The sequence below is a fragment of the Streptomyces xanthophaeus genome (assembly GCF_030440515.1).
In the GTDB taxonomy this organism is placed as follows: domain Bacteria; phylum Actinomycetota; class Actinomycetes; order Streptomycetales; family Streptomycetaceae; genus Streptomyces; species Streptomyces kutzneri.
The window spans coordinates 6,673,689-6,697,256 of sequence record NZ_CP076543.1; the positions used below are offsets into that span (position 1 = coordinate 6,673,689).

21 protein-coding genes are annotated in these 23,568 nt (G+C 72.3%); 14 read left to right on the plus strand and 7 right to left on the minus strand.

The genetic code is table 11. The annotated features are described in order from the left end of the window. Positions 1 to 64: 64 nt before the first annotated feature. The gene (locus tag KO717_RS29875; RefSeq protein ID WP_301372460.1) at positions 65 to 1,879 is read left to right on the plus strand and encodes a hypothetical protein; all 1,815 of its coding nucleotides are present in this window, start codon (positions 65 to 67) and stop codon (positions 1,877 to 1,879) included. 67 nt (positions 1,880 to 1,946) lie between these two features. On the opposite strand, the gene KO717_RS29880 is transcribed toward KO717_RS29875, so the two are convergent. Together KO717_RS29880 and KO717_RS29885 are read right to left on the minus strand one after the other, a co-directional pair. Then, the gene (locus KO717_RS29880; protein WP_301372461.1) at positions 1,947 to 3,866 is read right to left on the minus strand and encodes an AAA family ATPase; all 1,920 of its coding nucleotides are present in this window, start codon (positions 3,864 to 3,866) and stop codon (positions 1,947 to 1,949) included. A 379-nt stretch (positions 3,867 to 4,245) separates the two neighbouring features. Further along, positions 4,246 to 4,878 (minus strand): uridine kinase family protein, encoded by a 633-nt coding sequence (locus KO717_RS29885; protein WP_301372462.1) that lies wholly within the window; start codon positions 4,876 to 4,878, stop codon positions 4,246 to 4,248. Positions 4,879 to 5,004: 126 nt separating this feature from the next. Here KO717_RS29885 and KO717_RS29890 point away from each other — a divergent pair, with 126 nt between their 5' ends. From KO717_RS29890 to KO717_RS29910, 5 genes are all read left to right on the plus strand, one after another. Beyond that, positions 5,005 to 6,378, plus strand: a complete 1,374-nt coding sequence (locus KO717_RS29890) for a peptidase C39 family protein (protein ID WP_301372464.1) — start codon at positions 5,005 to 5,007, stop codon at positions 6,376 to 6,378. A gap of 98 nt (positions 6,379 to 6,476) precedes the next feature. After that, positions 6,477 to 6,908 (plus strand): SPW repeat protein, encoded by a 432-nt coding sequence (locus tag KO717_RS29895; RefSeq protein WP_301372465.1) that lies wholly within the window; start codon positions 6,477 to 6,479, stop codon positions 6,906 to 6,908. A 243-nt stretch (positions 6,909 to 7,151) separates the two neighbouring features. Then, positions 7,152 to 7,304 carry an SCO1431 family membrane protein gene (locus tag KO717_RS29900; RefSeq protein WP_301372466.1) on the plus strand — a complete coding sequence of 51 codons (153 nt, stop codon included), beginning with the start codon at positions 7,152 to 7,154 and terminating at the stop codon, positions 7,302 to 7,304. A 155-nt stretch (positions 7,305 to 7,459) separates the two neighbouring features. Continuing rightward, on the plus strand, positions 7,460 to 8,149 hold the full coding sequence (locus KO717_RS29905; protein ID WP_301372468.1) for a TetR/AcrR family transcriptional regulator: 690 nt from the start codon (positions 7,460 to 7,462) through the stop codon (positions 8,147 to 8,149). A gap of 147 nt (positions 8,150 to 8,296) precedes the next feature. Then, a complete protein-coding gene (locus tag KO717_RS29910; protein WP_301372469.1) occupies positions 8,297 to 9,469 on the plus strand; it encodes an acyl-CoA dehydrogenase in 1,173 nt (390 codons plus the stop codon). Positions 9,470 to 9,475: 6 nt separating this feature from the next. On the opposite strand, the gene KO717_RS29915 is transcribed toward KO717_RS29910, so the two are convergent. Further along, positions 9,476 to 9,616, minus strand: coding sequence for a hypothetical protein (locus KO717_RS29915; protein ID WP_301372470.1), 141 nt, complete (start codon positions 9,614 to 9,616; stop codon positions 9,476 to 9,478). 254 nt (positions 9,617 to 9,870) lie between these two features. Here KO717_RS29915 and KO717_RS29920 point away from each other — a divergent pair, with 254 nt between their 5' ends. The 3 genes from KO717_RS29920 (at position 9,871) to KO717_RS29930 (ending at position 14,091) form a co-directional block, all read left to right on the plus strand. Beyond that, on the plus strand, positions 9,871 to 10,410 hold the full coding sequence (locus KO717_RS29920) for a YrhB domain-containing protein (protein ID WP_301372471.1): 540 nt from the start codon (positions 9,871 to 9,873) through the stop codon (positions 10,408 to 10,410). 1,408 nt (positions 10,411 to 11,818) lie between these two features. Continuing rightward, entirely contained in the window at positions 11,819 to 12,952 is a 1,134-nt protein-coding gene (locus tag KO717_RS29925) for a hypothetical protein (RefSeq protein ID WP_301372472.1), read from the plus strand. Between the two features lie 47 nt (positions 12,953 to 12,999). Next, positions 13,000 to 14,091, plus strand: a complete 1,092-nt coding sequence (locus KO717_RS29930) for a phosphotransferase family protein (RefSeq protein WP_301372473.1) — start codon at positions 13,000 to 13,002, stop codon at positions 14,089 to 14,091. A gap of 16 nt (positions 14,092 to 14,107) precedes the next feature. On the opposite strand, the gene KO717_RS29935 is transcribed toward KO717_RS29930, so the two are convergent. After that, the gene (locus KO717_RS29935) at positions 14,108 to 14,587 is read right to left on the minus strand and encodes a hypothetical protein (RefSeq protein ID WP_301372475.1); all 480 of its coding nucleotides are present in this window, start codon (positions 14,585 to 14,587) and stop codon (positions 14,108 to 14,110) included. A 217-nt stretch (positions 14,588 to 14,804) separates the two neighbouring features. Here KO717_RS29935 and KO717_RS29940 point away from each other — a divergent pair, with 217 nt between their 5' ends. From KO717_RS29940 to fxsA, 4 genes are all read left to right on the plus strand, one after another. Next, positions 14,805 to 15,245, plus strand: coding sequence for an Lrp/AsnC family transcriptional regulator (locus tag KO717_RS29940; protein ID WP_030011705.1), 441 nt, complete (start codon positions 14,805 to 14,807; stop codon positions 15,243 to 15,245). Between the two features lie 62 nt (positions 15,246 to 15,307). Next, positions 15,308 to 16,936 (plus strand): amidohydrolase, encoded by a 1,629-nt coding sequence (locus tag KO717_RS29945; RefSeq protein WP_301372476.1) that lies wholly within the window; start codon positions 15,308 to 15,310, stop codon positions 16,934 to 16,936. 303 nt (positions 16,937 to 17,239) lie between these two features. Next, positions 17,240 to 18,049, plus strand: a complete 810-nt coding sequence (locus tag KO717_RS29950; protein WP_301372478.1) for a polyprenol monophosphomannose synthase — start codon at positions 17,240 to 17,242, stop codon at positions 18,047 to 18,049. Between the two features lie 88 nt (positions 18,050 to 18,137). Further along, entirely contained in the window at positions 18,138 to 18,710 is a 573-nt protein-coding gene (fxsA, locus tag KO717_RS29955; protein WP_301372479.1) for an FxsA family membrane protein, read from the plus strand. A 103-nt stretch (positions 18,711 to 18,813) separates the two neighbouring features. On the opposite strand, the gene KO717_RS29960 is transcribed toward fxsA, so the two are convergent. The 3 genes from KO717_RS29960 to KO717_RS29970 form a co-directional block, all read right to left on the minus strand. Next, complete coding sequence (locus KO717_RS29960; protein WP_007262928.1) at positions 18,814 to 19,188, minus strand: RNA polymerase-binding protein RbpA; 375 nt, start codon at positions 19,186 to 19,188, stop codon at positions 18,814 to 18,816. A gap of 313 nt (positions 19,189 to 19,501) precedes the next feature. After that, on the minus strand, positions 19,502 to 20,938 hold the full coding sequence (locus KO717_RS29965) for an MFS transporter (protein ID WP_301372485.1): 1,437 nt from the start codon (positions 20,936 to 20,938) through the stop codon (positions 19,502 to 19,504). Between the two features lie 67 nt (positions 20,939 to 21,005). Further along, on the minus strand, positions 21,006 to 21,776 hold the full coding sequence (locus tag KO717_RS29970; RefSeq protein ID WP_301372486.1) for a glycerophosphodiester phosphodiesterase: 771 nt from the start codon (positions 21,774 to 21,776) through the stop codon (positions 21,006 to 21,008). A 225-nt stretch (positions 21,777 to 22,001) separates the two neighbouring features. Between KO717_RS29970 and KO717_RS29975 the strand changes: the two genes are divergently transcribed. After that, positions 22,002 to 23,504 (plus strand): PLP-dependent aminotransferase family protein, encoded by a 1,503-nt coding sequence (locus tag KO717_RS29975; RefSeq protein ID WP_301372487.1) that lies wholly within the window; start codon positions 22,002 to 22,004, stop codon positions 23,502 to 23,504. Positions 23,505 to 23,568 lie beyond the last annotated feature (64 nt).

Consider the following 23,568-nt stretch of genomic DNA (forward strand, 5'->3'; position numbering starts at 1 on the left):
CTCGCTCGCCCCGTCGAGCCGGCCCGACCTGCGGCAGAGTGCCGCTTCACGGAAGCGATGTGACATGACGGATTTGGCACCGAACATCATCGGCGCCCCCTCCAGCACGCCGGACGGCGCCGAAGGCACCCCGTCCGACGGGAAGTCGACGGCCCGGCCGGGCGGCCGCTTCGACCGCTGGACGCAGAAGCGCTGGTTCCTCCCGCTGGGGGAGGTCGTGGTCAGTGTCGTCGTCGCTCTCGGGTTCATGCTGCTCTGCACGCACATCAGCGTCAACCCCGTCACCCGGATCGGTCAGGTCAGCGGCCTCGCCAAGGTCCAGCAGTACGCGGCCCTGATCGGCATACCCGTCCTCGCGGTGCTGCTGTTCCTCGCCTACCGGGGCACGCTGCGCTACTACCAGGTCGCGCAGCGGCTGGTGTGCGCCGCCCTCGCGGGTCTGGCCACCGGCATCGTCGCGGGTGGCATCGCGGTCGCCCTGCACGGCACGCCGTGGGGCCTGGGCGGCCAGGAGGGCGACCCCGGCAACCTCATGGGCATGGCCAACGACATGATGCGCCACAAGGGCCTGCCGGGCGTCTACCCGCCCCTGTTCCCCGCCCTCCTCGCGCTCTGGGCCAAGGCCTTCCACAACGGCATCGCCGACGTGGGCCACGCCCTCAAGGACCTGCAGCTGATCCTCAGCGCACTGGTCGGACCGATGGCCTACGTCGCGTGGCGACTGATGCTGCGTCCGTTCTGGGCGATGGCCATCGCCGTACCGGCCTCGATCGTCTTCCTCGACCCGATCCGCCCCTACAGCCACGGCTCCATGCTCGTCCTGCTGCCGCTGCTGGCCGCCGCCTTCCGCGAGATCCGCCGGGCCGACAAGCTCACCACGCGCTCAGCGGTGCTGCGCGGCCTCGGCTTCGGCATCGTGTTCGGCGTCATGTTCCTCTGGTACTCCGGCTGGTACCTGTGGGCCGCGCCGGGCGGGTTCGTCCTCGGCCTGCTGCTGTTCCCGTGGCGCCGCGGCCGGGTCGCCGTCACGCGTGCGCTGACCTTCCTCGGCGCCATGCTGGTCACCGCCGCCGTCATCGGCGCGCCGCTGCTGTACCAGCTGGCCCGTCTGGGCGCCTCCACGGTGGACCGCTACGCCTACATCAACACCTACCTCGACCCGGCCTACGTGATGGGCTGGGCGTCCGACCGCGCCGGCGAGCAGACCTACCACAACTTCCCGGTGTCCGGCGAGCTGGCCGGCCAGACCGGCTTCGGCATCCTGCTGCTCCTGGGCGTGGGCATCGGCGTGGGCCTCGGCCTGCGCAACATCGTGGTGCGCACCGCCGGCTTCGTCCTCGCCGGCGCCTGGCTGCTGCGCTTCTGGTTCGCCTCCCACATGGCGCACAACCAGGCTGTCCAGCTGTACCCGCGCACCACCTGGATCATCTTCTACTGCCTGATCATCCTGGCCGTCCTCGGCCTGATGCTCACCTACGAGCGCGGCTTCGGCTGGATCCGCGGCACGCTCCAGGAGGTCGCCCCGGCCCGGGCCGCCCGGATCTCCCCGCGCCTGCTGTCCCAGCTGGCCGCCGGCCTGATCTGCGTGACCGCCCTGTTCGCCACCATGGGCGGCTCCTGGTCGGCCAACCGCTTCATGCCGTCCACCAACCCGGGCGTAGAGGACCTCGGCCTGGACGCGCTCCGCGCCCACCTGCAGCAGCTGCCGAACGGGAAGTGCCCCAAGTACTCGCCGTACAAGGGCAGGAAGGACTGCGCTCCGGTCAACATGAAGCTGTCCGAGTACGTCTTCGTGCCGCCGGCGCGGCCCAGCCTCTGGTGCGCCAACACGACCCCCCAGAACCTCGAGTTCGTCTGCGGCCGCCAGCCGAAGAACTGACAGCTCGGATCCGCACGCCTCCGGGGCCCGCCATGGCGGGCCCCGGAGGCGTTTGCGCCCCACATCCTCAGAGGGCCGGGGGCTCCGGCCGCTCCTGGGGGCCGCGGCCCGACAGGACCTCCCCGTACGCCTGCATCAGGTCCGGCAGCCGGAGCGTCGCCAGGTCGTCCCGCGACGGCTCACCCGCGAAGCCCGCCAGCCGCAGGTCCCGGTACGCGCAGCTCTTCTCGTACAGGGTCCGCAGGAAGCGGCCGTTGCCGAGCTCGTCGATCCAGCCCTGCTCCACCACATGGGCGCTGATGCTGCGCAGCTCCTCCAGCGCCTCCTCGTCCCAGTGGTCCCCGTTCGCGTCCGCCAGCACCCCGCCGATCGCGGTCAGTTCCAGCGGCCGGTAGCTGGGGAAGTCCACCCGGGTGGTGAAGCGCGAGGACAGCCCCGGATTGGCGGCAAGCAGCCGGTCCATCCCGGCCGGGTAGCCCGCCAGGATCACCACCAGGTGGTCCCGGTTGTCCTCGGCCCGCTTCAGCAGCACCTGCAGGGCCTCGTCGCCGTACGCGTCGCCCTTGCTGTAGCCCGAGTTCGACAGCGAATAGGCCTCGTCCACGAACAGCACCCCGCCGATCGCCGAATCGATCAGCTCGTTCGCCTTCACCGCCGTCTGCCCGAGGAACTCGCCCACGAGGTCGGCCCGCTGGGCCTCCACCAGATGGTCGCCGCCGAGCAGCCCCAGCGCGTAGAAGACCCGGCCCAGGATCCGGGCCACCGTCGTCTTGCCCGTACCGGAGGGGCCGGAGAACACGAAGTGCCGCTTCGGCGGCTGCACCGGCAGCCCCTGACCCGCCCGCAGCCGCGCCATGTGCAGCTGCGCCGAGAGCGCCTTCACCTGCCGCTTGACCGGCTCCAGGCCCACCATCCGCTCCAGCTCCGCCAGCGCCTCGGCGAGCGCCGCCGGGTCCGCCGGCCCGGCCGGCAGCCCTTCGGGCGTGCCCTGCGGCGGCACCGGCGCCTTGCGCCGCGCCCCCTCCACCCGTCCCGGCGGGGGAGTGGGCGGAGCCAGCGGATCGGGCTCGGCCTGGCCGTCCGCCGCGATGTCCTGGACGGGCCCGCCGCCCAGTGCGACCGCCGCGAAGTCCCCGCCGGCCGGGGACGGGCCGTGCCCGCTGTAGCCCCCGTACGCCGCGTACCCCGCCAGGCCCGCCAGATCGGCCACCCCGTCGGTGTCGTCGCTGTCCTCGATGGCCGTCAGCCGGGCCGCGGTGTCCATGAACGAGGGATCCACCCGGTGCACCGCCCGGTACAGCGGCAGCGCCGCCGCACTGCGCCCGGTGCCCTCCCGCGCCCGCGCCAGCCAGTACCGCAGCTCCTTGCGCTGGGGCTGCTCGCTGCGACACCGCATCAGCGCCGCCGCCAGCATCGGCTCCGCCTGCCCGTACATCTCCAGCCGGACCCGGGCCATCCCGCCGAACAGCCCGGCCTCGATGCCCAGCAGCGGATCGTCGACCAGCGGCTCCGTGTGCCGGACCAGCTGCTCCCAGTCCTTGACCAGATAGGCCCGGCAGGCGTGCAGGAACCGCACCTGCGCGTCGGTGTCCACCGGCGGCAGCGCGGCCAGCGCCTGGTCCAGCTCGGGCACGTGGCGGCCGTCCAGCCAGTGCGAGGCGTGGGCGAGGAGCAGGTCCCGCCGGCTCTCCAGCACCGGCTGCACCCACCAGCCCAGCCAGTACCAGGAGTTCAGCGTCCGCCGATGCCGGGCGCGCTGCTCGCCGAACCGGTCCCGGTGGGCGTACATCCGAAGTAACGCGTTGCCGGTGTCGACCCGCAGCGCGTGCAGGCCCAGCCATGCGTCAGCCATGGAGGGATCGAGCCGTACGGCCGCCCGGAACTCCTCCTCGGCCTGCGGATAGGCGCCCATGGTGCAGGCGTCGACCCCGCGCAGCCAGGCGAGTTCGGCCGGGGCGTGCATGCTGCCCGGCGTGCCGAAATCCATCACGTCCCCCACAAGCCTGCCCCCGTGGTGCGCGGCAACCTCCGTGACGAGCACATGAGTTGCCCACTGCGCCGATGAAATCAGGGCTGCATCGTACCTGCGGTCACGCACCTTACGTAGGGCGCGACGGGCCCGGTTCCGGCGTGCGCCCCTGGGGCGTCCGGTGACTCAGGGTGAAGAATCGGGGAGGATCGGCCTCGCGTGACACCGCCGGGAAGGGGGTTCGCGGGCAGAACGAAGCCCCCGATCACGGGGGAACAACCGGGGGCTTCGTGTCCGCGGCGGCCGGTGAAGGCCTCGCATTGAGAACGTAAGGCCGCTGCGGGCCCCGGGTCAAGCGGGTCGGCCGGGCCCCCGCGGAGCGGATTTCCGGGGGCGTTCAGGCCCGGGGGAGTTCGTCACTCCCGGTGACGGAAGCGGAGGTTCCTGCGGTCGCAGGGGCCCCGGAAGACCACTCGTATCCCGTACCGCTCTGGCGTACCAGGGTGTCGGCGAAGGGGCGCGAAGGATCGTTGGAGAAGTGCGCGCGCTCCGCGCGCTCCCATCCGTCCCAGAAGTCGGAAAGTTCATGCCCGTCCCGGTTTCGCCCTCGCTGCCAGGACTGCTCGCGCGGTGTCTCCATCCACAGCAGCCGGGCCAGCCGCGGCCGCAGCGCCGCCCGCCCCGCTCCGACCCCCTCGACCAGGAGCACCGGCGCCGGCTCCAGCACCCGCTCCGGCCCGTACCGGCGTTCCACCCAGTCGTACGGGGCCCAGCGCGCGGGCCGTCCGGCGGCGAGCGGCTCCAGCACCTGCGTGCGCAGCCGCTCCTCCCAGCCGAACAGCTCCTCGTGGGTGGCCACGTCGTCCAGGTGCAGCACGGGCGCCCCCAGCGCCTCGGCGAGCCGCCCCGCGAAGGTGCTCTTCCCGGATCCGGCGTGCCCGTCGATCCCGATCAGGCGTACCGGACCGAGGGAGGGCGGTAGGGCGGCGAGCTCCCGGGCGAGTGACTCAAGTGACTGCTGTGACTCCACCCGACCAGCGTAGACAGGCCCGACACGACCCGCGGCTTCGGGCCGCCGCCGCCGGGAACTGGAAAGGTGAGGCCGGATGCCACCCGAGAGCCGCCGAAGTACCGACCCACCCAGGGGGAACACGCGATGACCGAACCCACGCCGCGCAGGGCCGTACTCGTCGCCGCACTCGCGGTCGCCACCGCGGCCACCACCGCCACCGTCTCCGGCGGCAGCGCCTCGGCGGCCCCTCCCACCCCTCCCGCCCCACGGCCCCCGGGCCGCACCGTCGACAACCGCTTCTGGTACTCCTACGGCCACTGGCTCGCCGGCACCCACCAGGGCACCACCGCCGTCGGCGGCGCCCGCCCCGGCCTGGAGATCGCGACGGCCGTGGGCCGCACCGAGTACGCCGACCCCCACACCGGCCGCAAGAGCACCTGGGAGTACGCCACCTGGACCTCCCCCGTGCACCGCTCCACCGTGCCGGCCACCGAGGCCATCGCCTCCTGGAACGCCCGCACCCCGGCCGGGACCTGGATCCAGATCGAACTGCGCGGCACCTACACCGACGGCACCGCCACCCCCTGGTACGTGATGGGCCGCTGGGCCTCCGGTGACGCGGACATCCGCCGCACCTCGGTGGACGGCCAGAGCGACGGCAGGTCCACCGTCTGGACCGACACCCTGGCCCTCGACGCCCCGGCCGCCACCGCAGGCCTGCGGATCGCCGCCTGGCAGCTGCGCCTCACCCTCCACCGCAGGCCCGGCGCCGAGCGCGGTCCCACCGTACGGCTCGCGGGCGCCATGGTCTCCGACGTCCCGGACCGCTTCACCGTCCCGGCCTCCGCCCCCTCCCGTACGGCCCACGAGCTGAAGGTCCCGCGCTACTCGCAGGAGATCCACGCCGGCCGCTACCCCCAGTACGACAACGGCGGCGAGGCCTGGTGCAGCCCCACCTCCTCACAGATGATCATCGAGTACTGGGGCGGCAAGGTCGCCCCCTCGGCCCTGACCTGGGTCGACCCGAAGTACTCCGACCCGCAGATCTGCCACGCGGCCCGCTCCACCTACGACGCCGCCTACAAGGGCTGCGGCAACTGGCCCTTCAACGCCGCGTACGCCGCCACCTACCGCGGGCTGGCCGGAGTCGTCACCCGCCTCACCTCCCTGACCGACCTGGAAACCCTGGTCCGGTCCGGCATCCCGGCCATCACCTCCCAGTCCTTCCGCCCCGACGAGCTCACGGGCGCGGGCTACGGCACCGCCGGCCACCTGATGACCGTCATCGGCTTCACCGCCGCCGGGGACGTGATCGCGAACGACCCCAACTCGCGGGACAACCCCGCCGTGCGCCGCGTCTACAAGCGGGCCGAGTGGGAGAACATCTGGCTGCGCACCAAGCGCGTGGGGGTCTCCGGCAAGGTCACCACGGGCTCCGGCGGCATCTGCTACCTCTACGCGCCGGCCCGCCTGAGCCGGACGCAGTTCCGGGCGCTGCGAGCGGTGGGGGTGCTGTGAGAATGCCGCGAAATTTCCCGTTGACCAAGCGGTATGGATAAGCGGAACATAGTGGGGTAAATGGCACATAAAGGCTTCTCAGTAGGAGGCGGCCGGCCATGACCACCCATCCCAGCATCGAGCACCACCCCGATCTCGCCGAGATGCGCACCCGGTTCGAGCGGGTGACCAGCACTCCGCGGGCGCAGGCCGTCGAAGCACTGGCCCTGATCACGGGCCTGTACCTGGCCGCCTCGCCGTGGATCGTCGGATTCAGCGGCCTGACCCCGCTGGCCATCAACAACCTGATCGCCGGCCTGGCCTTCTGCCTGTGCATGAGCGGTCTGGGTTCCGCCTACGAGCGCACCCACGCGATGGCGTGGACGGCGGTCGCCCTCGGCGCGTGGACGATCATCGCCCCGTGGGCCATCGCCGGTGAGATGGACACGACGCGAACGGTGGTCAGCAATGTGATCGCCGGAGGTGTCGCCCTGTGCCTCGGCCTCGCGATGGCGGGCATGGCGAGCCGCGACCGCGACTCCCGCGCCTGACCGGGGCGCCGGAGGAGGCGCCGGATGAATGAGCGCGCCGGGTCCCGTCCGCAGAGGTCGGGGCCCGGCCGTCCGCTGCCGGGGCCGGTGGGTCGGGGCCGGTGGGCCGGGGTCGGCCCCCGCCCCTGTTCCGGCCTCTGCCTCCGGCCCTTGTTCCTGTCCCTGTATGTCGGGGTTTGCGTGATGCATGCCACCCGCGACGTCCCTACCGCGAAAGCCGCGAACGCTGGCACATTGGACGTCATGACTGCCGACAGCGCCGCCCCCATCGCCGTGCCCCGGGACCTCGTCCGGACCGGAGGCCCCAAGGACGACTCCAGCTGGCTGGAGCACGTGCTCGGCTGGACCCTCGTGGTCGTCGTCGCCATGTTCGTCACCCAGGTCGGCTGGCTCTGAGCCCCTCCCGCTCCGGGAACATGAGCCCTCGGGCCTGACCGCGAGACCGCGCCTCCCGCGCGTCGTCCGATGCGCAGAGACATGCGAAACGGGCTCGGCGCGCAGGGTCTGCCCTAGGGTGGGCGTCTCGTGGCGGTTCGAGGCTAGGGCTGAACTTGAATAGTGGTCAACAGCGTGGAACGACCGGCCGATCGCAGGCGCGCAGGGCCGAACTCATAGCCATCGGGCGCAAGTTGTTCGCCGACACTGCGTACGACGCGCTCTCCATGGACGACATCGCCAAACACGCGGGCGTCGCCAAGGGGCTGATCTACTACTACTTCGACAGCAAGCGCGGCTACTACCTCGCCATCGTCGAGGACTCCGTGGCCGAGCTCGTCGCCCGGGCCGGCGGCGACACCGGCCTCCCCGGCGCCGAGCGCGTCCGCCGCACCATCGACGCCTACCTGCACTACGCCGAGCACCACCGCGCCGCCTACCGCACCATCGTCACCGGCGGCGTCGGCTCCGACGCCGAGGTCCTTGCCATCCGCGACGCCGTCCGCGAGGAGCTCGTCGCCACCATCGCCGAAGGCGCGTACGGGCGCCGCACCCTCCCGCCGATCGCCCGGCTCGCCCTCGTGGGCTGGCTCTCCGGGGTCGAAGGAACCACCCTGGACTGGATCGGGGCACTGAGCGCCCCCGGCCAGCCCGATCGCACCGGGCTCGGGGCCCTGCTGGTGCGCCAGCTGCGCGCGACACTGGAGGTGATCGAGGAGTTCGTCCCGGAGTGTCCGGCACCTCCCGGCCCCGAAGAGCCGCTCGATCCACTCGGTGATCTTGCCCCGGTGACGGGAAGCCCCTGATCGGGCATACTCAAGCCGCCGCAGCCGCTGAACAGCCCCTTCCGTAACCCGGGAGGGCAACATCGGCTGTGAGATTACCGAGACCCGGCGGCGCGTCCCACACCTCACGCGTCGCCGCCGTGCCCGACCAGGGAGGAGAGCGCCGCCATGACTGACCGCGCCCCGCAGCCGGTGGACCGACAGCTGCCCACCGAGGAGTCCCGGGACCTCCTCGCCCTCGTACGCGAGATCGCGCAGCGGGAGATCCGCCCCAAGGCAGCCGAGGAGGAGGACTCCGGCCGGTTCCCGCGGGAGGTCTTCACCCTGCTTTCGGAGGCCGGCCTGCTCGGCCTTCCGTACCCCGGGGAATTCGGCGGCGGTGAGCAGCCGTACGAGGTCTACCTCCAGGTCCTGGAGGAGCTGGCCGCGGCCCGCCTGACCGTCGGCCTCGGCGTCAGCGTGCACTCCCTGGCCTGCCACGGCCTCGCCGGCTACGGCACCAAGGAGCAGCAGGGCGCCCACCTGCCCGCGATGCTCGGCGGCGGCCTCCTGGGCGCCTACTGCCTCTCCGAGCCGGCCGCCGGCTCCGACGCCGCCTCGCTCTCCACCAAGGCGGTGCGCGACGGCGACGACTGGATCATCACCGGCACCAAGGCCTGGATCACCCACGGCGGCGTCGCCGACTTCTACACCGTCCTCGCGCGCACCGGCGCCCAGGGCCCCAAGGGCATCACGGCCTTCCTGGTCCCCGGGGACGCGGAAGGCCTGACCGCGGCCGTGCCCGAGAAGAAGATGGGCATGAAGGGCTCGCCCACCGCCCAGCTGCACTTCGACGGCGTACGGGTCCCCGACGCCCGCCGCATCGGCGAGGAGGGGCAGGGCTTCACCATCGCCCTGGCCGCGCTGGACGCCGGGCGCCTGGGCATCGCCGCCTGCGCCATCGGCGTCGCCCAGGCCGCACTGGACGAGGCCCTGACGTACGCGCTGGACCGCAAGCAGTTCGGACACCCGATCGCGGACTTCCAGGGGCTGCGCTTCATGCTGGCCGACATGGCCACCAAGATCGAGGCGGGCCGGGCGCTCTACCTCGCGGCGGCACGGCTGCGGGACGCGGGCAAGCCGTTCTCCCGCCAGGCGGCCATGGCCAAGCTGTTCTGCACGGACGCGGCGATGGCCGTCACCACGGACGCGGTGCAGGTCCTCGGCGGATACGGCTACACGGCGGACTTCCCCGTCGAGCGGCTGATGCGGGAGGCGAAGGTGCTCCAGATCGTGGAGGGCACCAACCAGATCCAGCGTATGGTCATCGCCCGCCACCTGGCGGGCCCTGAGACGCGCTGACCGCGGTCAGTACAGCCCGCTGCTGGTGGTGGGCCAGACCGGGGAGGACGTGAGCCGCGACCACTCCGGGTCACGCCGGCCGGGCAGCGTCCGGCCGGCATCGGCCCACCGCGCCAGCAGATCCTGGTAGATCGGCGGATCGGGCACCTGCTGCGCCTGCTCACGCGGACGCTGAACCGATTCTTCGAAACCCGGCGCCGCCGGGCGACGCCTTCGGCCCGTTGAAGACTGAAGCATGGTCATACCCGGCCAACGCCGAACCGAAGGACCGGGTAATCGCCCCCGGGGTGCGGCTATCCGTTCGAGGTGTCGCCGGGGGCGGGGCGGGGCGGGGCGGGGTGGTCGGCGTCCGGCGTCCGGTGTCCGGCCACCGCCCGTGGGCGGTGGTGAAGAATGAAACGGTGATCTCCAAGGAGCGCGCCGTCGAGCTCGTCGATTCCTACCTGGCCAGGGACCGGCTGACGTGGCCGTGGAGAGGGCCGGCACCCGAGCTGGCCGTCTGTCACGTGGAGGAATACGCGGTCGGCTGGCTCGCCTTCTGGGACACGGCGGAGTACGCCCGCACCCGTGACGCGAGCGACAGCCTCATGGGTGGCGGCCACTGCCTGGTGGACCGGCACGACGGGAGCATCCACTACGTCCCCGCCGCCTGGTGGTTGGACGAGGGCTGGGAGGAGCAGTACCTCCTGCAGACCAAGGGCGTCAGGCCGCCCGACGCACTGGCCGCCGCCGTTCGTGAGCTCGCGAACTCGGCCGGCCTCGTGGCCGCCATGAGCCACCTGCGCAAGCAGGCCCCGCGGCTGAGCCTGCAGCAGGCGAAGGCCTACGTGGCGACCGTCCGGGACGGTGCCGAACCGCCGGAGGAGCTGGCGAGCCTGACCCGGAAAGAAGGCGACTCGGCGGCTCTGCCCGTGGAAACGCTGGCGGGGCCGGTCGGGTAGAGGGCGGGGGCGTGGCTTCGGTGGGCGGGAGCCGGCTGGACGGGGGCGGGGCGGGTCGGCTCGGGGGCTTCGGTGGGCGGGGCCGGGCCGGTGGAATCAGACGAAGCGCGGCGGGGGCTTCGGCAGTCGGGATCCGCTCGACCGGAATCAGAGTGGCGTATGGGGTTTCCCGTCAGTCCCATCGTCCCTCCGTGTCGGGCCGGTCCCTCAAGGGCGCTCCCTTCGGTCGCGTCGCTTCGCGATGTCGCTGCGCTCCACCCTTGACCGACCGTCCCGCCCCGGAGAAACGAAAGACTGCCGGGAAGCCCCCAAAGGAACGGGCCGGGAGTTCAAGGATGAGGACGGGGCGGCCAGAGAAGCGCGACCTGGTCGGGCGCGAAGAGCCACGTCCGAGAGACGGGGCCCATGACAGATCAGCGCCCGTGTCGGGGGAAGCGCGTCCAATCGCTACGCGCTCCTCATCCCTCAGCGTCCGACGACCGTCCTGGGCTGGACATACGCCGCCCATTCCCCGCAGGTGCCCGTCATCGGGGGCGTCTGCCGGCTTACTGGGGTGAAGTGGGTTGGGACAGCGGCTATTCCGTCGTGGATGCGGGTCAGGGCCGGTGGGCGGTCAGAAAGGCCGACAGATTGCCCCAATTGCCCCCATCTATCCGTGAGTTTGGGGGTGATGCTCGCGTTGACCCGGTTCCACGACGGAATAGCCGAGGTGTGGGCGCCCACCGGCCGTCGGACGCGGTCAGGCAGGGGCGGGTAGCGATCTGGGGCGGCTTATGTCCAGCCCCAGGCGGTCGTCGGACGCTGAGAGATGAGGAGCGCGTAGCGATTTGGCGCGCTTCCCCCGACTCGGGCGCTGGTCTGTGATGGGCCCCGTCTCTGGAACGCGCCCACCGGGATCTGCTCGCGCATCTCTGATGTCCCCGTCCTGATCATTGAGTGCCCGGCCCGTTCCTTTGGGGGTTTCCCGGCTGTCTTCGTATGTCCGGGGCGGGACGGTCGGTCAAGGGTGGCCGAAGGCCATCGCGAAGCGACGCGACGAAGGAGCGCCCTTGAGGGACCGGCCCGAACCGGAGAGACGATGAGACTGACGGGAAACCCCCATACGCCACTCTGATTCCGGTCGAGCGGCTCCCGCCCACCGAAGCCCCCGCCTCGCCTCGCCTCGCCCCCCACCCCCCACCCCAAGCCCGCGGCGCATCGCGCCGTTCTGTCAGAGCGTGCCAGAAGGGTGGCCCCGAGGCTGGTTTCTGACGTACCGTCATATCCGCCCGAGCTGCGCCCCGTAGTCCCCGTAGTCCCCGCAGTCCCCGCAGTCCCCGTGTCCCTGTAGTCCACATAGCCCCGCAGCCCCGCAGCCCCGAAGCCGCCCCTCGTGCTGCCCCGAAGCCGTCCGTCCAGGAGGTTCGCCATGCCCGCCGACCGGCCCGTCGCGCTCGACGAATACCCCATCCACCAGGCGCCCTTGTCGATGAAGCACGTCGTCAGCGGTGACCGCAACGCCTACGACCGGTGCATCTTCCACGTCTTCGACCACGCCGGCCGCGCCGTCCTGATACTCGGCCTCGGCGTCTACCCCAACGCGGGCGTCATCGACGCCTACGCCACCTTCCGCGTCGGCGACGAGCTGCTCGCCGTCCGGGCCTCCGACGCCCTCACCGACGACCGGATGAACCTCTCGGTGGGGCCCCTGTCCATCACCGTCGACGTGCCGCTCAAGCAGCTCACGCTGCGCTGCGCCGCCGATCCGGCAGACCCGAACGGGCTCTCGTACGACATCACCTGGACCGCCGAGTTCCCCGCCGTCTGGGAGCCGCACCACGTCCAGCGGCGCGGCGACCGCCTCATGCTGGAAGGCCGCCGCTTCGTGCAGGCCGGCCAGGTGACCGGAACCATCCGGGCCAAGGGGGAGGAGTTCACCCTCACGCCGGGGGAGTGGACCGGGACCCGCGACCGGAGTTGGGGCGTGCGGCCGATCCCGGGGGAGGAAGGGGGCCGCGCGGCCGAGGAGTACCGCCCCGAGGGCTTCCACTGGCTGTGGATCCCGGTCCGTTTCGAGGACCGCTTCGTCATGGTCATCGCGCAGGAGGACGCCGACGGCCACCGCACCCTGAACGAGGCCGTGCAGGTCTTCCCCGAGGGCAGCGGCCGCCACGACGTCCAACTCGGCTGGCCGCACACCGAGATCCGCTACCGGCCCGGCAGCCGGCACCCCGAGCGGGCGGTCGTCCACCTCACCGACCCCTCCCGCAAGCCCCTCGAACTGGGCGTGGAGATCCTGAACTCCTCCCCGCTCGCCGTCGGCGCCGGATACCCGCCCGCCGGTGACTGGCAGCACGGCACCTGGCAGGGGCGCGGCTGGAGCGACCGCCGCGTCTACGACCTCTCCGACCCCGCGGCCCACCCGATGGCCGCCTTCGGGGTGACCGACCACTCGGCCCGCTTCACCCTCGACGGGCAGATCGGCCACGGCATCTTCGAACACGGCAGCTTCGGGCGTCACGACCCGAGCGGTTTCGCCGACTACTCCTCCGTCGCCCAGTAGGAAACCCGGCAAGAGGCCCAGAAGCCCAGTAGGAAAGGGGATCGACCATGGCCACCGCACCACGTCCGCGCACCTCCACCCGGGAGCCCGAGGAGCTCGGCCGCCGTCTCGCCGCCTGGCTGGACACCAGGCTCCCCGGCGCGCAGGTCACGGGCGTCTCCGTCCCCGGATCCAACGGGATGTCCAGCGAGACCCTGCTCTTCGACATAGAGCACCCCGACACCCCGCTGCGTGCCTGCGCGCTGCGGCTCGCCGCCGACCCGGCGGCCTACACCGTCTTCCCGACGTACGACATGCCGCGCCAGCACCGCGTGATGAGCCTGGTCGCCCAGCACACGGACCTGCCCGTCCCGCGCGTGCAGTGGCTGGAGGAGGATCCGGGACCGCTGGGGGCGCCGTTCTTCGTGATGGCCCGTGCCGAGGGCCGGGTCCCGCCCGATGTCATGCCCTACACCTACGAGGGCAACTGGCTGCACGCCGCCACCGACGCCGAGCGCGCCGCCCTCCAGGAGGCGAGCATCTCGCTGCTGGCCCGGCTGCACGACCAGTTCCCGCCCAAGGAGGCGGAGTTCCTCCTCCCCGACGGCGAGGGCACCCCGCTGCGCCGGCATGTGGACGCCCAACGCGCCTACTACTCCTGGGTGGTGGGCGGGCTCGCGCCGTCCCCGCTCATCGAGCGGGCGTTCGCCCGCCTGGAGGAGCTGTGGCCGCAGGACGAGGGCCCCGCCGTCCTCAACTGGGGTGACGCCCGCATCGGCAACGTCATCTACGACGGATTTGCGCCGGTGGCCGTACTGGACTGGGAGATGGCGGCGTACGCCCCGCGCGAGGTGGACCTCGGCTGGACCGTCTACCTGCACCGGTTCTTCCAGGACCTCACGGTCGGCTTCGGTCAGCCCGGCCTGCCGGACTTCCTGCGCCGCGAGGACCTGGAGCGCCGGTACGCCGAGCTCACCGGCCACACCCCGCGGGACATGGAGTTCCACACCCTCTACGCGGCCCTGCGCCACGGGATCGTGATGCTGCGCATCGCCTACCGGCAGGCCCACTTCGGGGAGGTCGAGGTCCCGGCGGACCCGGACAGCCTGATCCTGCACCACGCCAGCCTGGCCGCCATGGTGCAGGGAACGTACTGGTAGGGGAGCGGAGCGGCCGTCAGGCCGCCTGCGCGTGCTGCTGCCGCGTCTGCGCCTGCGGCCGCGGCAGCACGGGGCTCACCACACGGACCGGGCGCGAGCCCGGTCCGCCGACGTGCGAGAAGGGCTGCGTCCGCCAGTCCAGGCCCTGGGGCAGGGCCGACAGGACGACGGGTTCGAGCTCCTGGGCCTCCACCGGCTGGATCATGCCGACGGTGGGCAGGGCGTCGCTCGCGGGCCGGCCGGTGCCCGCGCACACGGTGAGGCCGAAGGGGTTCCACGGGGTCAGGCAGAGGGCGTGCTGCGGCAGGAACTCCTCGTCCGCGACGAGGGCGATCGACTGGCCGCAGTCGGGGCAGATCGCGTGGTGGATCTCGAATCCCTCGATCTCGTCGAGGTAATCGCCGTCCCCGCCGTCGTCCGGGTACGGTCCGTCCCCGGAATCGAGCAGTTCCAGGGGCTCCGGTTCGGTGCGACCGGCGCGCTTGGTGTTCAGCATGGATGTACTCCCCCTTGGGTGGGCCGGGCGGGCAGGTTCTTCGGCCTCGGCCACAGCAACCAATTCCCGTCGAGCGTCACGAGTAACCACAACAGACGGGCCTCCACCTGCATACCCCTGTGGCCTTGGTCACATGCCTGCCGCAGATGCCTCCAGTGGGCGGACAGCGCTGGGCCTGGAGCGCCCTTGGGCCGTAAGTTGAGCGGCTATGAGCGCAATGGAGGAGCTGGACCGCCAGATCGTTGATCTGCTCGTGCGGGACGGGCGGATGAGCTACACGGATCTGGGCAAGGCCACGGGACTGTCCACGTCGGCAGTCCATCAGCGAGTACGACGTCTGGAGCAGCGCGGGGTCATCCGCGGCTATGCGGCCGTGGTCGATCCGGAGGCCGTCGGCCTGCCGCTGACCGCGTTCATCTCGGTCAAGCCCTTCGACCCGAGCGCCCCGGACGACATTGCCGACCGGCTGGCCGGCGTCCCGGAGATCGAGGCCTGCCACAGCGTCGCGGGCGACGAGAACTACATCCTGAAGGTGCGCGTCGCCACCCCCCTGGAGCTGGAAGACCTCCTGGGCCGCCTGCGAGCCCTCGCCCACGTCTCGACGCGCACGACGGTCGTCCTGTCCACTCCCTACGAGGCGCGCCCGCCCCGCGTCTGACCCGTGCCCGAGCAGGGACCCGGTGGTCGGGCCGGAGTGGGCGACGCGGGACACTGGTCGGCATGACTGACCGCACCGCCCACTCCGCCGACGCCGCCGGAGCACCGACCAGGACCGTTCTCCTCCGCGGGGGCGAGGTGCACAGCCCCGCCGACCCGTTCGCCACCGCGATGGTCGTCGAGCGCGGCCGCATCGCCTGGGTCGGCTCCGAGGGCGCCGCCGACGCCTTCGCGCAGGGTGTGGACGAGGTCGTCGACCTCGGCGGCGCGCTCGTCACGCCGGCCTTCACCGACGCCCACGTCCACACCACCTCCGCGGGCCTGGCCCTCACCGGGCTGGACCTCTCCGGCGCGCGCACCCTGCCCGCCGCACTGGACCTCGTACGCGCCTACGCCGCGAGCCGCCCGGCCGACCGGGTGCTCCTCGGGCACGGCTGGGACGCCGCCCGCTGGCCCGAGCGCCGGGCCCCGTACCGCGCCGAGCTCGACGAGGCCACCGGCGGCCGCCCGCTCTACCTCAGCCGCGTCGACGTGCACTCGGCCGTGGTCACCACGGCCCTGCTGGCCCTCGTCCCGGGGGTACGGCCCGACGGCGACCGGCCGCTGACCGGTGACGACCACCACGCCGTACGGAGGGCCGCGCTGGCCGCCGTCACCCCCGCCCAGCGCGCCGAGGCCCAGCGGGCCGCCCTCGACCGGGCCGCCTCTCTCGGTATCGGTTCCGTCCATGAGTGCGGCGGGCCCGAGATCTCCTCCGCCGAGGACTTCACCGGTCTGCTCGCCCTGGCCGCCGAGCGGCCGGGGCCGCGCGTCTTCGGGTACTGGGCCGACCGGGACCTGGAACTGGCCGGGGAGCTCGGGGCCGTCGGAGCCGCCGGAGACCTGTTCGTCGACGGTGCCCTCGGCTCGCACACGGCCTGCCTGCACGCCCCGTACGCGGACGCCGCGCACACCGGCACCGAGTACCTCGACGTGCACGCCGTCACCGAGCACGTGGCCGCCTGCACCGAGGCGGGTCTCCAGGCCGGGTTCCACGCCATCGGGGACGCCGCGATCACCGCCGTCGCCGAGGGTGTCCGGGCGGCCGCCGAGAAGGTCGGCCTGGCCCGGGTCCGCGCCGCCCGGCACCGGGTGGAGCACGCCGAGATGATGACCCCGGCCACCATCGCGGCCTTCGCGGAGCTGGGGCTGACCGCCTCCGTGCAGCCCGCGTTCGACGCGGCCTGGGGCGGCGAGGACGGCATGTACGCCGACCGGCTCGGCGCCGGGCGGGCGCGCACCCTCAACCCGTACGCGGCCATGCTCAAGGCCGGTGTTCCGCTGGCCTTCGGCTCGGACGCGCCGGTCACCCCGCTCGACCCCTGGGGCACCGTCCGCGCGGCCGCCTTCCACCGGACCCCCGAGCACCGGATCTCCGTACGGGCCGCCTTCACCGCTCACACGCGGGGCGGCTGGCGGGCCCTGGGCCGCGACGACGCGGGCGTCCTCGTCCCCGGCGCACCGGCCGACTACGCGGTCTGGCAGACGGGTGACCTGGTGGTCCAGGCCCCCGACGACCGGGTCGCCCGCTGGTCCACCGACCCCCGCTCGGGTACCCCCGGACTGCCCGACCTGACCCCCGGATCCGCACTGCCGGTGTGCCTCGCCACCGTCGTCGGCGGGCGGGAGGTATTCGTACGCCCACAGGGGTGATCCGGTGGGCCTCGGTTCGGTACGGGCGGTCGGACCCGGATAGGTTCGGCCGGGTCCACCACAGGAAGTCCGTGCCGGACGACTCCGTCTGCGCAGCGCGCCCGCGCCTCGGGGGCGAGGGAAGGTTTCGCCGGGCGGCGGGTGGCCCCGGTCGAGGTCCGCGGTCCAGTAGACAACGGTCACGGCGGCCCGCAGCCAGCGGGTGTCTGACCGGCCCGAAGGACCGCGGGCCCCGGCCACTGTTCTAAAGTCATCCTCTGCGACCAGACGTACAGGACGTGCAAGCGCACAAAAGGGGACTCAGTGAGCGACGGCGGACAGCGGACCTACGGACCGCTCGGTACGGCCTTGGTGATCATTCCGACCTACAACGAGGCGGAGAACATCGGGCTGATCGTCGGGCGTGTGCGCGCGGCCGTGCCCGAGGCCCACATTCTCGTCGCGGACGACAACAGCCCGGACGGCACCGGCAAGCTCGCCGACGAGCTGGCGGTCGGCGACGACCACGTCCACGTGCTGCACCGCAAGGGCAAGGAGGGGCTGGGCGCCGCCTACCTGGCCGGCTTCGTCTGGGCCCTGGAGCAGGGCTACGGGGTGATCGTCGAGATGGACGCCGACGGCTCCCACCAGCCCGAGGAGCTGCCCCGCCTGCTGACCGCGCTGGCCGGCGCGGACCTGGTCCTGGGCTCCCGCTGGGTGCCGGGCGGGCGGGTGGTGAACTGGCCGAAGAGCCGGGAGTTCATCTCGCGCGGCGGTTCGACGTACTCGCGTCTGATGCTGAACCTCCCGATGCGGGACGTGACCGGCGGCTACCGGGCCTTCCGCCGGGAGACCCTGGAGGGGCTGGGGCTCGACGAGGTGGCCTCGGCGGGCTACTGCTTCCAGGTCGACCTGGCGCGCAGGGCCGTACAGAAGGGCTTCCGCGTGGTGGAGGTCCCCATCACGTTCGTCGAGCGTGAGTTCGGCGACAGCAAGATGAGCAAGGACATCCTGGTCGAGGCGCTGTGGCGGGTCACCCAGTGGGGCATCAAGGCCCAGGCTTCCAAGCTGCTGGGCAAGGACGGCGCCAAGGGCGGCGGCCCGGAGACCGGCAAGCCGGGCAGCGGGGCCTGATCGGGCCTGACCGGCAGGACACCCCTAGGGGGTGTCCGGTACCTCCGGCTGAGGTCGCTTTTATGCGGCCCCAGGCACACTGGATGCTATGACGACCGGCATTTCCACGGCCCCCCGGCGGCGCTCGCCCGCCCGTACGTTCCTCCCCCTGGCGATCGCCGCCTGGCTGATCCTGGAGATCTGGCTGCTCACCGTGGTCGCGGACGTGGCCGGCGGGCTCGCCGTGGCCGCGCTGCTCGCGGGCGGCATCGTCCTGGGTGCGGTGGTCATCAAGCGGGCCGGGCGGCGTGCCTTCAAGAACCTGGCGAGCACCTTCCAGCAGGCCCAGCAGGGGCAGCAGCCCACTCCGCAGCAGCCCGGCCAGGGCAATGGCCTCACGATGCTGGCGGGCCTGCTCCTGATGCTGCCCGGCCTGATCTCCGACGTGGCGGGACTGGTCCTGCTGCTGCCGCCCGTCCGGGCCTGGATCGGCCGCAGGGCGGCCCGTTCGCTGGAGCGGAAGATGGCCTCGGCCCCCGCCGGCAGCTTCGGTGACGCCTTCCAGCAGGCCCGCATCCACTATCCCGACGGCAAGGTCGTCCAGGGTGAGGTCATCCGCGAGGACCGGCCCGGCCGAGAGGGCGGCCCGGACGCGGCGTACCGCCCGCCGCTGACCCCGTAAGGGCGCGAGCCGAGTAGTCGGCCCATCCGGCAGACGGACAAGCCGAGGGGCCCCGCCACACACTGTGTGGCGGGGCCCCTCGGCTTGTGTATCCGTCCGGCTGTCAGGCGGACTTGCGGCTGTCCCGCGGATGCACGGCAATGTTCATGGCGCCGGAACGCAGGACTGCAAGCCTTTCGGCCAGCACTTCCTCCAGCTCCTCGCGGGTGCGTCGCTCCATGAGCATGTCCCAGTGCGTTCGCGCAGGCTTGCCCTTCTTCTCTTCGGGCCCATCCCCGTCCACCAGGAGTGCCATGGCGCCGCACGCCTTGCACTCCCACTCCGGCGGAATTTCTGCCTCAACCGAGAACGGCATCTCAAATCGATGTCCGTTCTGGCATGCGTACTCCACCGCCTGGCGCGGGGCCAGATCGATGCCGCGGTCCGTCTCGTAGCTGGTAACCACGAGGCGCGTACCGCGGAGAGCTCGCTCACTCATGAATCGTGCCTCCCGGGCTTGTCGCCCACAGGACAGGTGTCGCTGTCGTCGTCATCCGGTCAACGTCCGGTCGGCGGTATAGATTCCCGCTCCGGGTCGTGCGTCGCCCGTCGTGCCGCCCCTTGTTGTACCCACCAGTGCCCGTTTTGTCACATCTGGCAGCAGATGTCACCCAACGTCCACGCTTCTTGAGCGCGCAGTAACGGTCCGCCTGGCAGGCCAAAGGCGTACACTACCGGCCCTTTGCTTCAACGTCTAAATTCGTTCGGAATTCGTTCGTGGATCCGGGCGGGGCGCACTCGCGGACCCACGCTCAGATCCGCTCCGGTACAGGATTGCCTGCCGCCTCCACCGCGCGCCGCACCGGCACTCGCGCCAGGAGCACGAATCCCAGTGCGAAGAAGACCACCAGCGAGATGATCGCGTCCCGGTAGCTGCCCGTGAGCTGGTACGTCAGGCCGAACACCAGCGGCCCCACCCAGCTCAGGCCCCGGTCGCTCATCTCGTACGCCGAGAAGTACTCGGCCTCCTTGCCCGCCGGCACCAGGTGCGAGAAGAGGGAGCGCGACAGCGCCTGGCTGCCTCCCAGCACCAGCCCGATCATCGCGGCGAGCGCGAAGAACCACACCGGGGTCCGGGCCGGCAGGAAGTATCCGGCCGCCAGCGTCACCGCCCACGCGGCCAGCGAGCCCAGGATCGTGCGCTTGGCTCCGTAGATCCGGGCGAGGCGGCCCATGCCCAGGGCGCCCGCCACCGCCAGGACCTGCACCAGCAGCACCGCCCCGATCAGGGTGGACTGCTCCAGCTTCAGCTCCTCCGAGCCGTAGACGGAGGCCTGGGAGATCACGGTCTGCACGCCGTCGTTGTAGATCAGGTACGCGAGCAGGAACGACAGGGTCAGCGGATAGCGCCGCATGTCCTTCAGGGTGGCGACGAGCTGCTTCCAGCCACTGACGGCCGGAGCCGCCCCCGGCTCCCGCACTACGGCCCGGTCCCGCAGCCGGCGCAGCGGGATCAGGGCGAAGGCCCCCCACCACAGGCCCGCGGAGGCCAGGCAGATCCGGATCGCCATGCCCTCGGAGAGGCCGAAGGAGTCGTGCCCCATGTAGAGCACCAGGTTCACCACCAGCATCACGGACCCGGCGGTGTAGCCGAAGGCCCAGCCCCGCGAGGAGACGGTGTCCCGTTCGTCGGGGGTGGAGATCTGCGGCAGGTAGGCGTTGTAGAGCACCATCGAGACGGACAGGGAGGCGTTCGCAACGACGAGCAGCAGGCCGCCCAGCAGATAGCGCTCACCGCCCAGGAAGAACATGGCGGCGGTCGCCGCGGCACCCGTGTAGGCCGCCGCCGCCAGCAGCGGCTTCTTGCGGCCGGTCCGGTCGGCGACGGCCCCCACCAGCGGCATCAGCAGGACGGCCAGGATCACCGAGGCCGAGACGGCGTAGGCGAAGAAGGATCCGGCGCGCACCGGGATGCCCAGCGGGTGCACGAAGCCCTCGGCGTCCGCGGCAGCCTTGGCCACCGCGGTCAGGTAGGGCCCGAGGAACACGGTCAGCACGCTCGCCGAGTAGACCGAGACGGCGAAGTCGTAGAAGTACCAGCCCCGCTGCTCGCGCTTGCGTTCGGCGGTCGCGGCGGACGCGGCGGTCGCGGCGGTCGCTTCGGCCTCGGCCGTCTTGGCGGCCGCGGCTCTGTCGTCCTCCGCCCCGGGTTCCGCTTCCTCGGTCCTGCTGCTCTCTTCCGCACTCATGCGGTGTCCCCCTCGCTGGTCCCGTTCCGCAGCGGCATTCCGGCCCGGGCGAGGGGTGAAGGCCGAGTCAGGCCCAGGCCCCGCGCCGGTCCAGCACCGTGCGCAAGATGTCGATCCGGTCGGTCATGATGCCATCGACACCCAGGTCGAGGAGAGCCTCCATACGTTCCGGTTCGTTCACGGTCCAGACGTGCACCTGGAGTCCCCGCTCGTGCGCGGTCCGTACGAACCGGCGGTCGACCACGCGGATCCCGGCCTGGGTCTCGGGAACCTGCGCCGCCACCGCCCCCACGCGCAGCGCCGCGGGAATGGCGTACGAGCGCAGCCGCAGGCCGAGCACCCCGCGTACGCCGTAGGAGGTCGCCAGCCGGGGCCCGGCGATCTTCTGGGCGCGGGCCACCCGGCTCTCCGAGAAGGAGCTCACGCAGACCCGGTCCCAGATCCCGGCCCGGGCGATCAGGTTGACCAGCGGGTGCAGCGCCGACTCGGCCTTGATGTCGATGTTCCAGCGGGCGTCCGGGAACTCCTCCAGCAGCTCCTCGAAGAGCGGCAGCGGCTCGGTGCCCCCCACCCGGGCCTCGCGGATCCGCTTCCAGGGCAGTTCGGCGATCCGGCCCCGGCCGTCGGTGACCCGGTCCAGCGTGGAGTCGTGGAAGGCGACGAGTTTCCCGTCCACGGTGGCGTGCACATCGGTCTCGAAGTACCGGTAGCCCGCTTCGGTGGCCCGGCGGAAGGCGGCGGCGGTGTTCTCCAGCCCGTCCGCGGCACCGCCCCGGTGCGCGAAGGGGATCGGAGCCGGGTGGTCCAGATACGGATGGCGAAGGCGTACGTGCGTCACGGCGGCAGTATGCCTCTTGTTACCCGTGGGGAGGGTGCGGCCCGGTGGCTGCGTGGTGAACGGCGCGCCGCCACAGCCGTGCGGCCCCCGCCGCCGGGCGTTCGGGTGCCCCCGCCCCTGGTCCGGGTGGCCCCCGGCGTGACAGGGTGTAGGGGCGGAAGCAATCCAATACGGGCCGCGCCCAGGGTCGGGCGAGGCCAATTCGACGAAGGTGGACCGGACAGCATGGCCGAATGGACCTCAGCGGTCGGTGCCGCACAGCTCGCCCGCCTCATCACCTCCCAGCAGGAGCGGCCCAGCGTCCCCGGGGCGCGCAAGCTGCCCGCCTACCGGACCCTCGCCGACGGCATCCGCCTGCTCGTCCTCGAAGGCCGCGTCCCCGTCGCCGCCCGGCTGCCCGCCGAGCGGGAACTGGCCGTCGCCCTCTCCCTCAGCCGTACCACCGTCGCCGCCGCCTACGAGGCCCTGCGGGGCGAGGGGTTCCTGGAGTCCCGCCGCGGCGCCGGCAGCTGGACCTCCGTCCCGGCCGGGAACCCGCTGCCCGCCCGGGGCCTGGAGCCGCTGCCGCCCGAGTCCCTCGGTTCGATGATCGACCTCGGCTGCGCCGCGCTCCCGGCCCCGGAACCGTGGCTCACCAAGGCCGTCCAGGGCGCCCTGGAGGAGCTGCCGCCGTACGCGCACACCCACGGGGACTACCCGGCGGGCCTGCCCGCGCTGCGCCGGATGCTCGCCGACCGCTACACCGAGCAGGGCATCCCGACCATGCCCGAGCAGATCATGGTCACCACCGGCGCGATGGGCGCCATCGACGCCATCTGCAGTCTCTTCGCCGGGCGCGGGGAGCGGATCGCCGTCGAGTCCCCCTCCTACGCCAACATCCTCCAGCTGATGCGCGCCGCCGGCGTCCGCCTCGTGCCCGTCGCCATGGCCGGCGGCCTCGGCGGCTGGGACATGGACGTCTGGCGGCAGGTGCTGCGCGACTCGGCCCCCCGCCTCGCCTATGTGGTCGCCGACTTCCACAACCCGACCGGGGCCCTGGCCTCCGAGGACCAGCGCCGCGCGATGGTGGAGGCCGCCCGGTCGGCCGGCACCGTCCTGGTGGCCGACGAGACCATGGTGGAGCTCCAGCTGGACCCGGACCTGGTGATGCCCCGCCCGGTCTGCTCCTTCGACCCGGCCGGCAGCACGGTCATCACGGTCGGCTCCGCCAGCAAGGCGTTCTGGGCGGGCATGCGGATCGGCTGGGTCCGCGCCGCCCCCGACGTGATCCGCAGCCTGGTCGCCGCCCGCGCCTACGCCGACCTCGGCACCCCGGTGCTGGAACAGCTCGCGGTGAACTGGCTGATGCGGACCGGGGGCTGGCGGGAGGCCGTCGGGATCCGCCGCGAGCAGGCCCGGGAGAACCGCGACGCGCTGGTCGCGGCGGTCCGCCGGGAGCTGCCGGACTGGGAGTTCGAGGTGCCGCAGGGCGGGCTGACCCTGTGGGCCCGCGCGGGCGGGCTCTCCGGCTCGCGGCTGGCCGAGGTGGGGGAGCGGGTCGGGGTGCGGGTTCCTTCGGGGCCGAGGTTCGGCGTGGACGGGGCCTTCGAGGGCTACGTCCGGCTGCCGTTCACCGTGGGCGGGCCGGTGGCCGAGGAGGCCGCCTCCCGGCTGGCGGCGGCGGCCCGGCTGGTCGGCACGGGCGCGGGCGGCAGCGGTGCGGAACCGCCCCGCACGTTCGTGGCGTAAGCCGCCGGATCGGCTGCTCGCTGGTTGTGGCGGGCCGGGTGTGTGCCGGGGCGTCCCCGCAGGG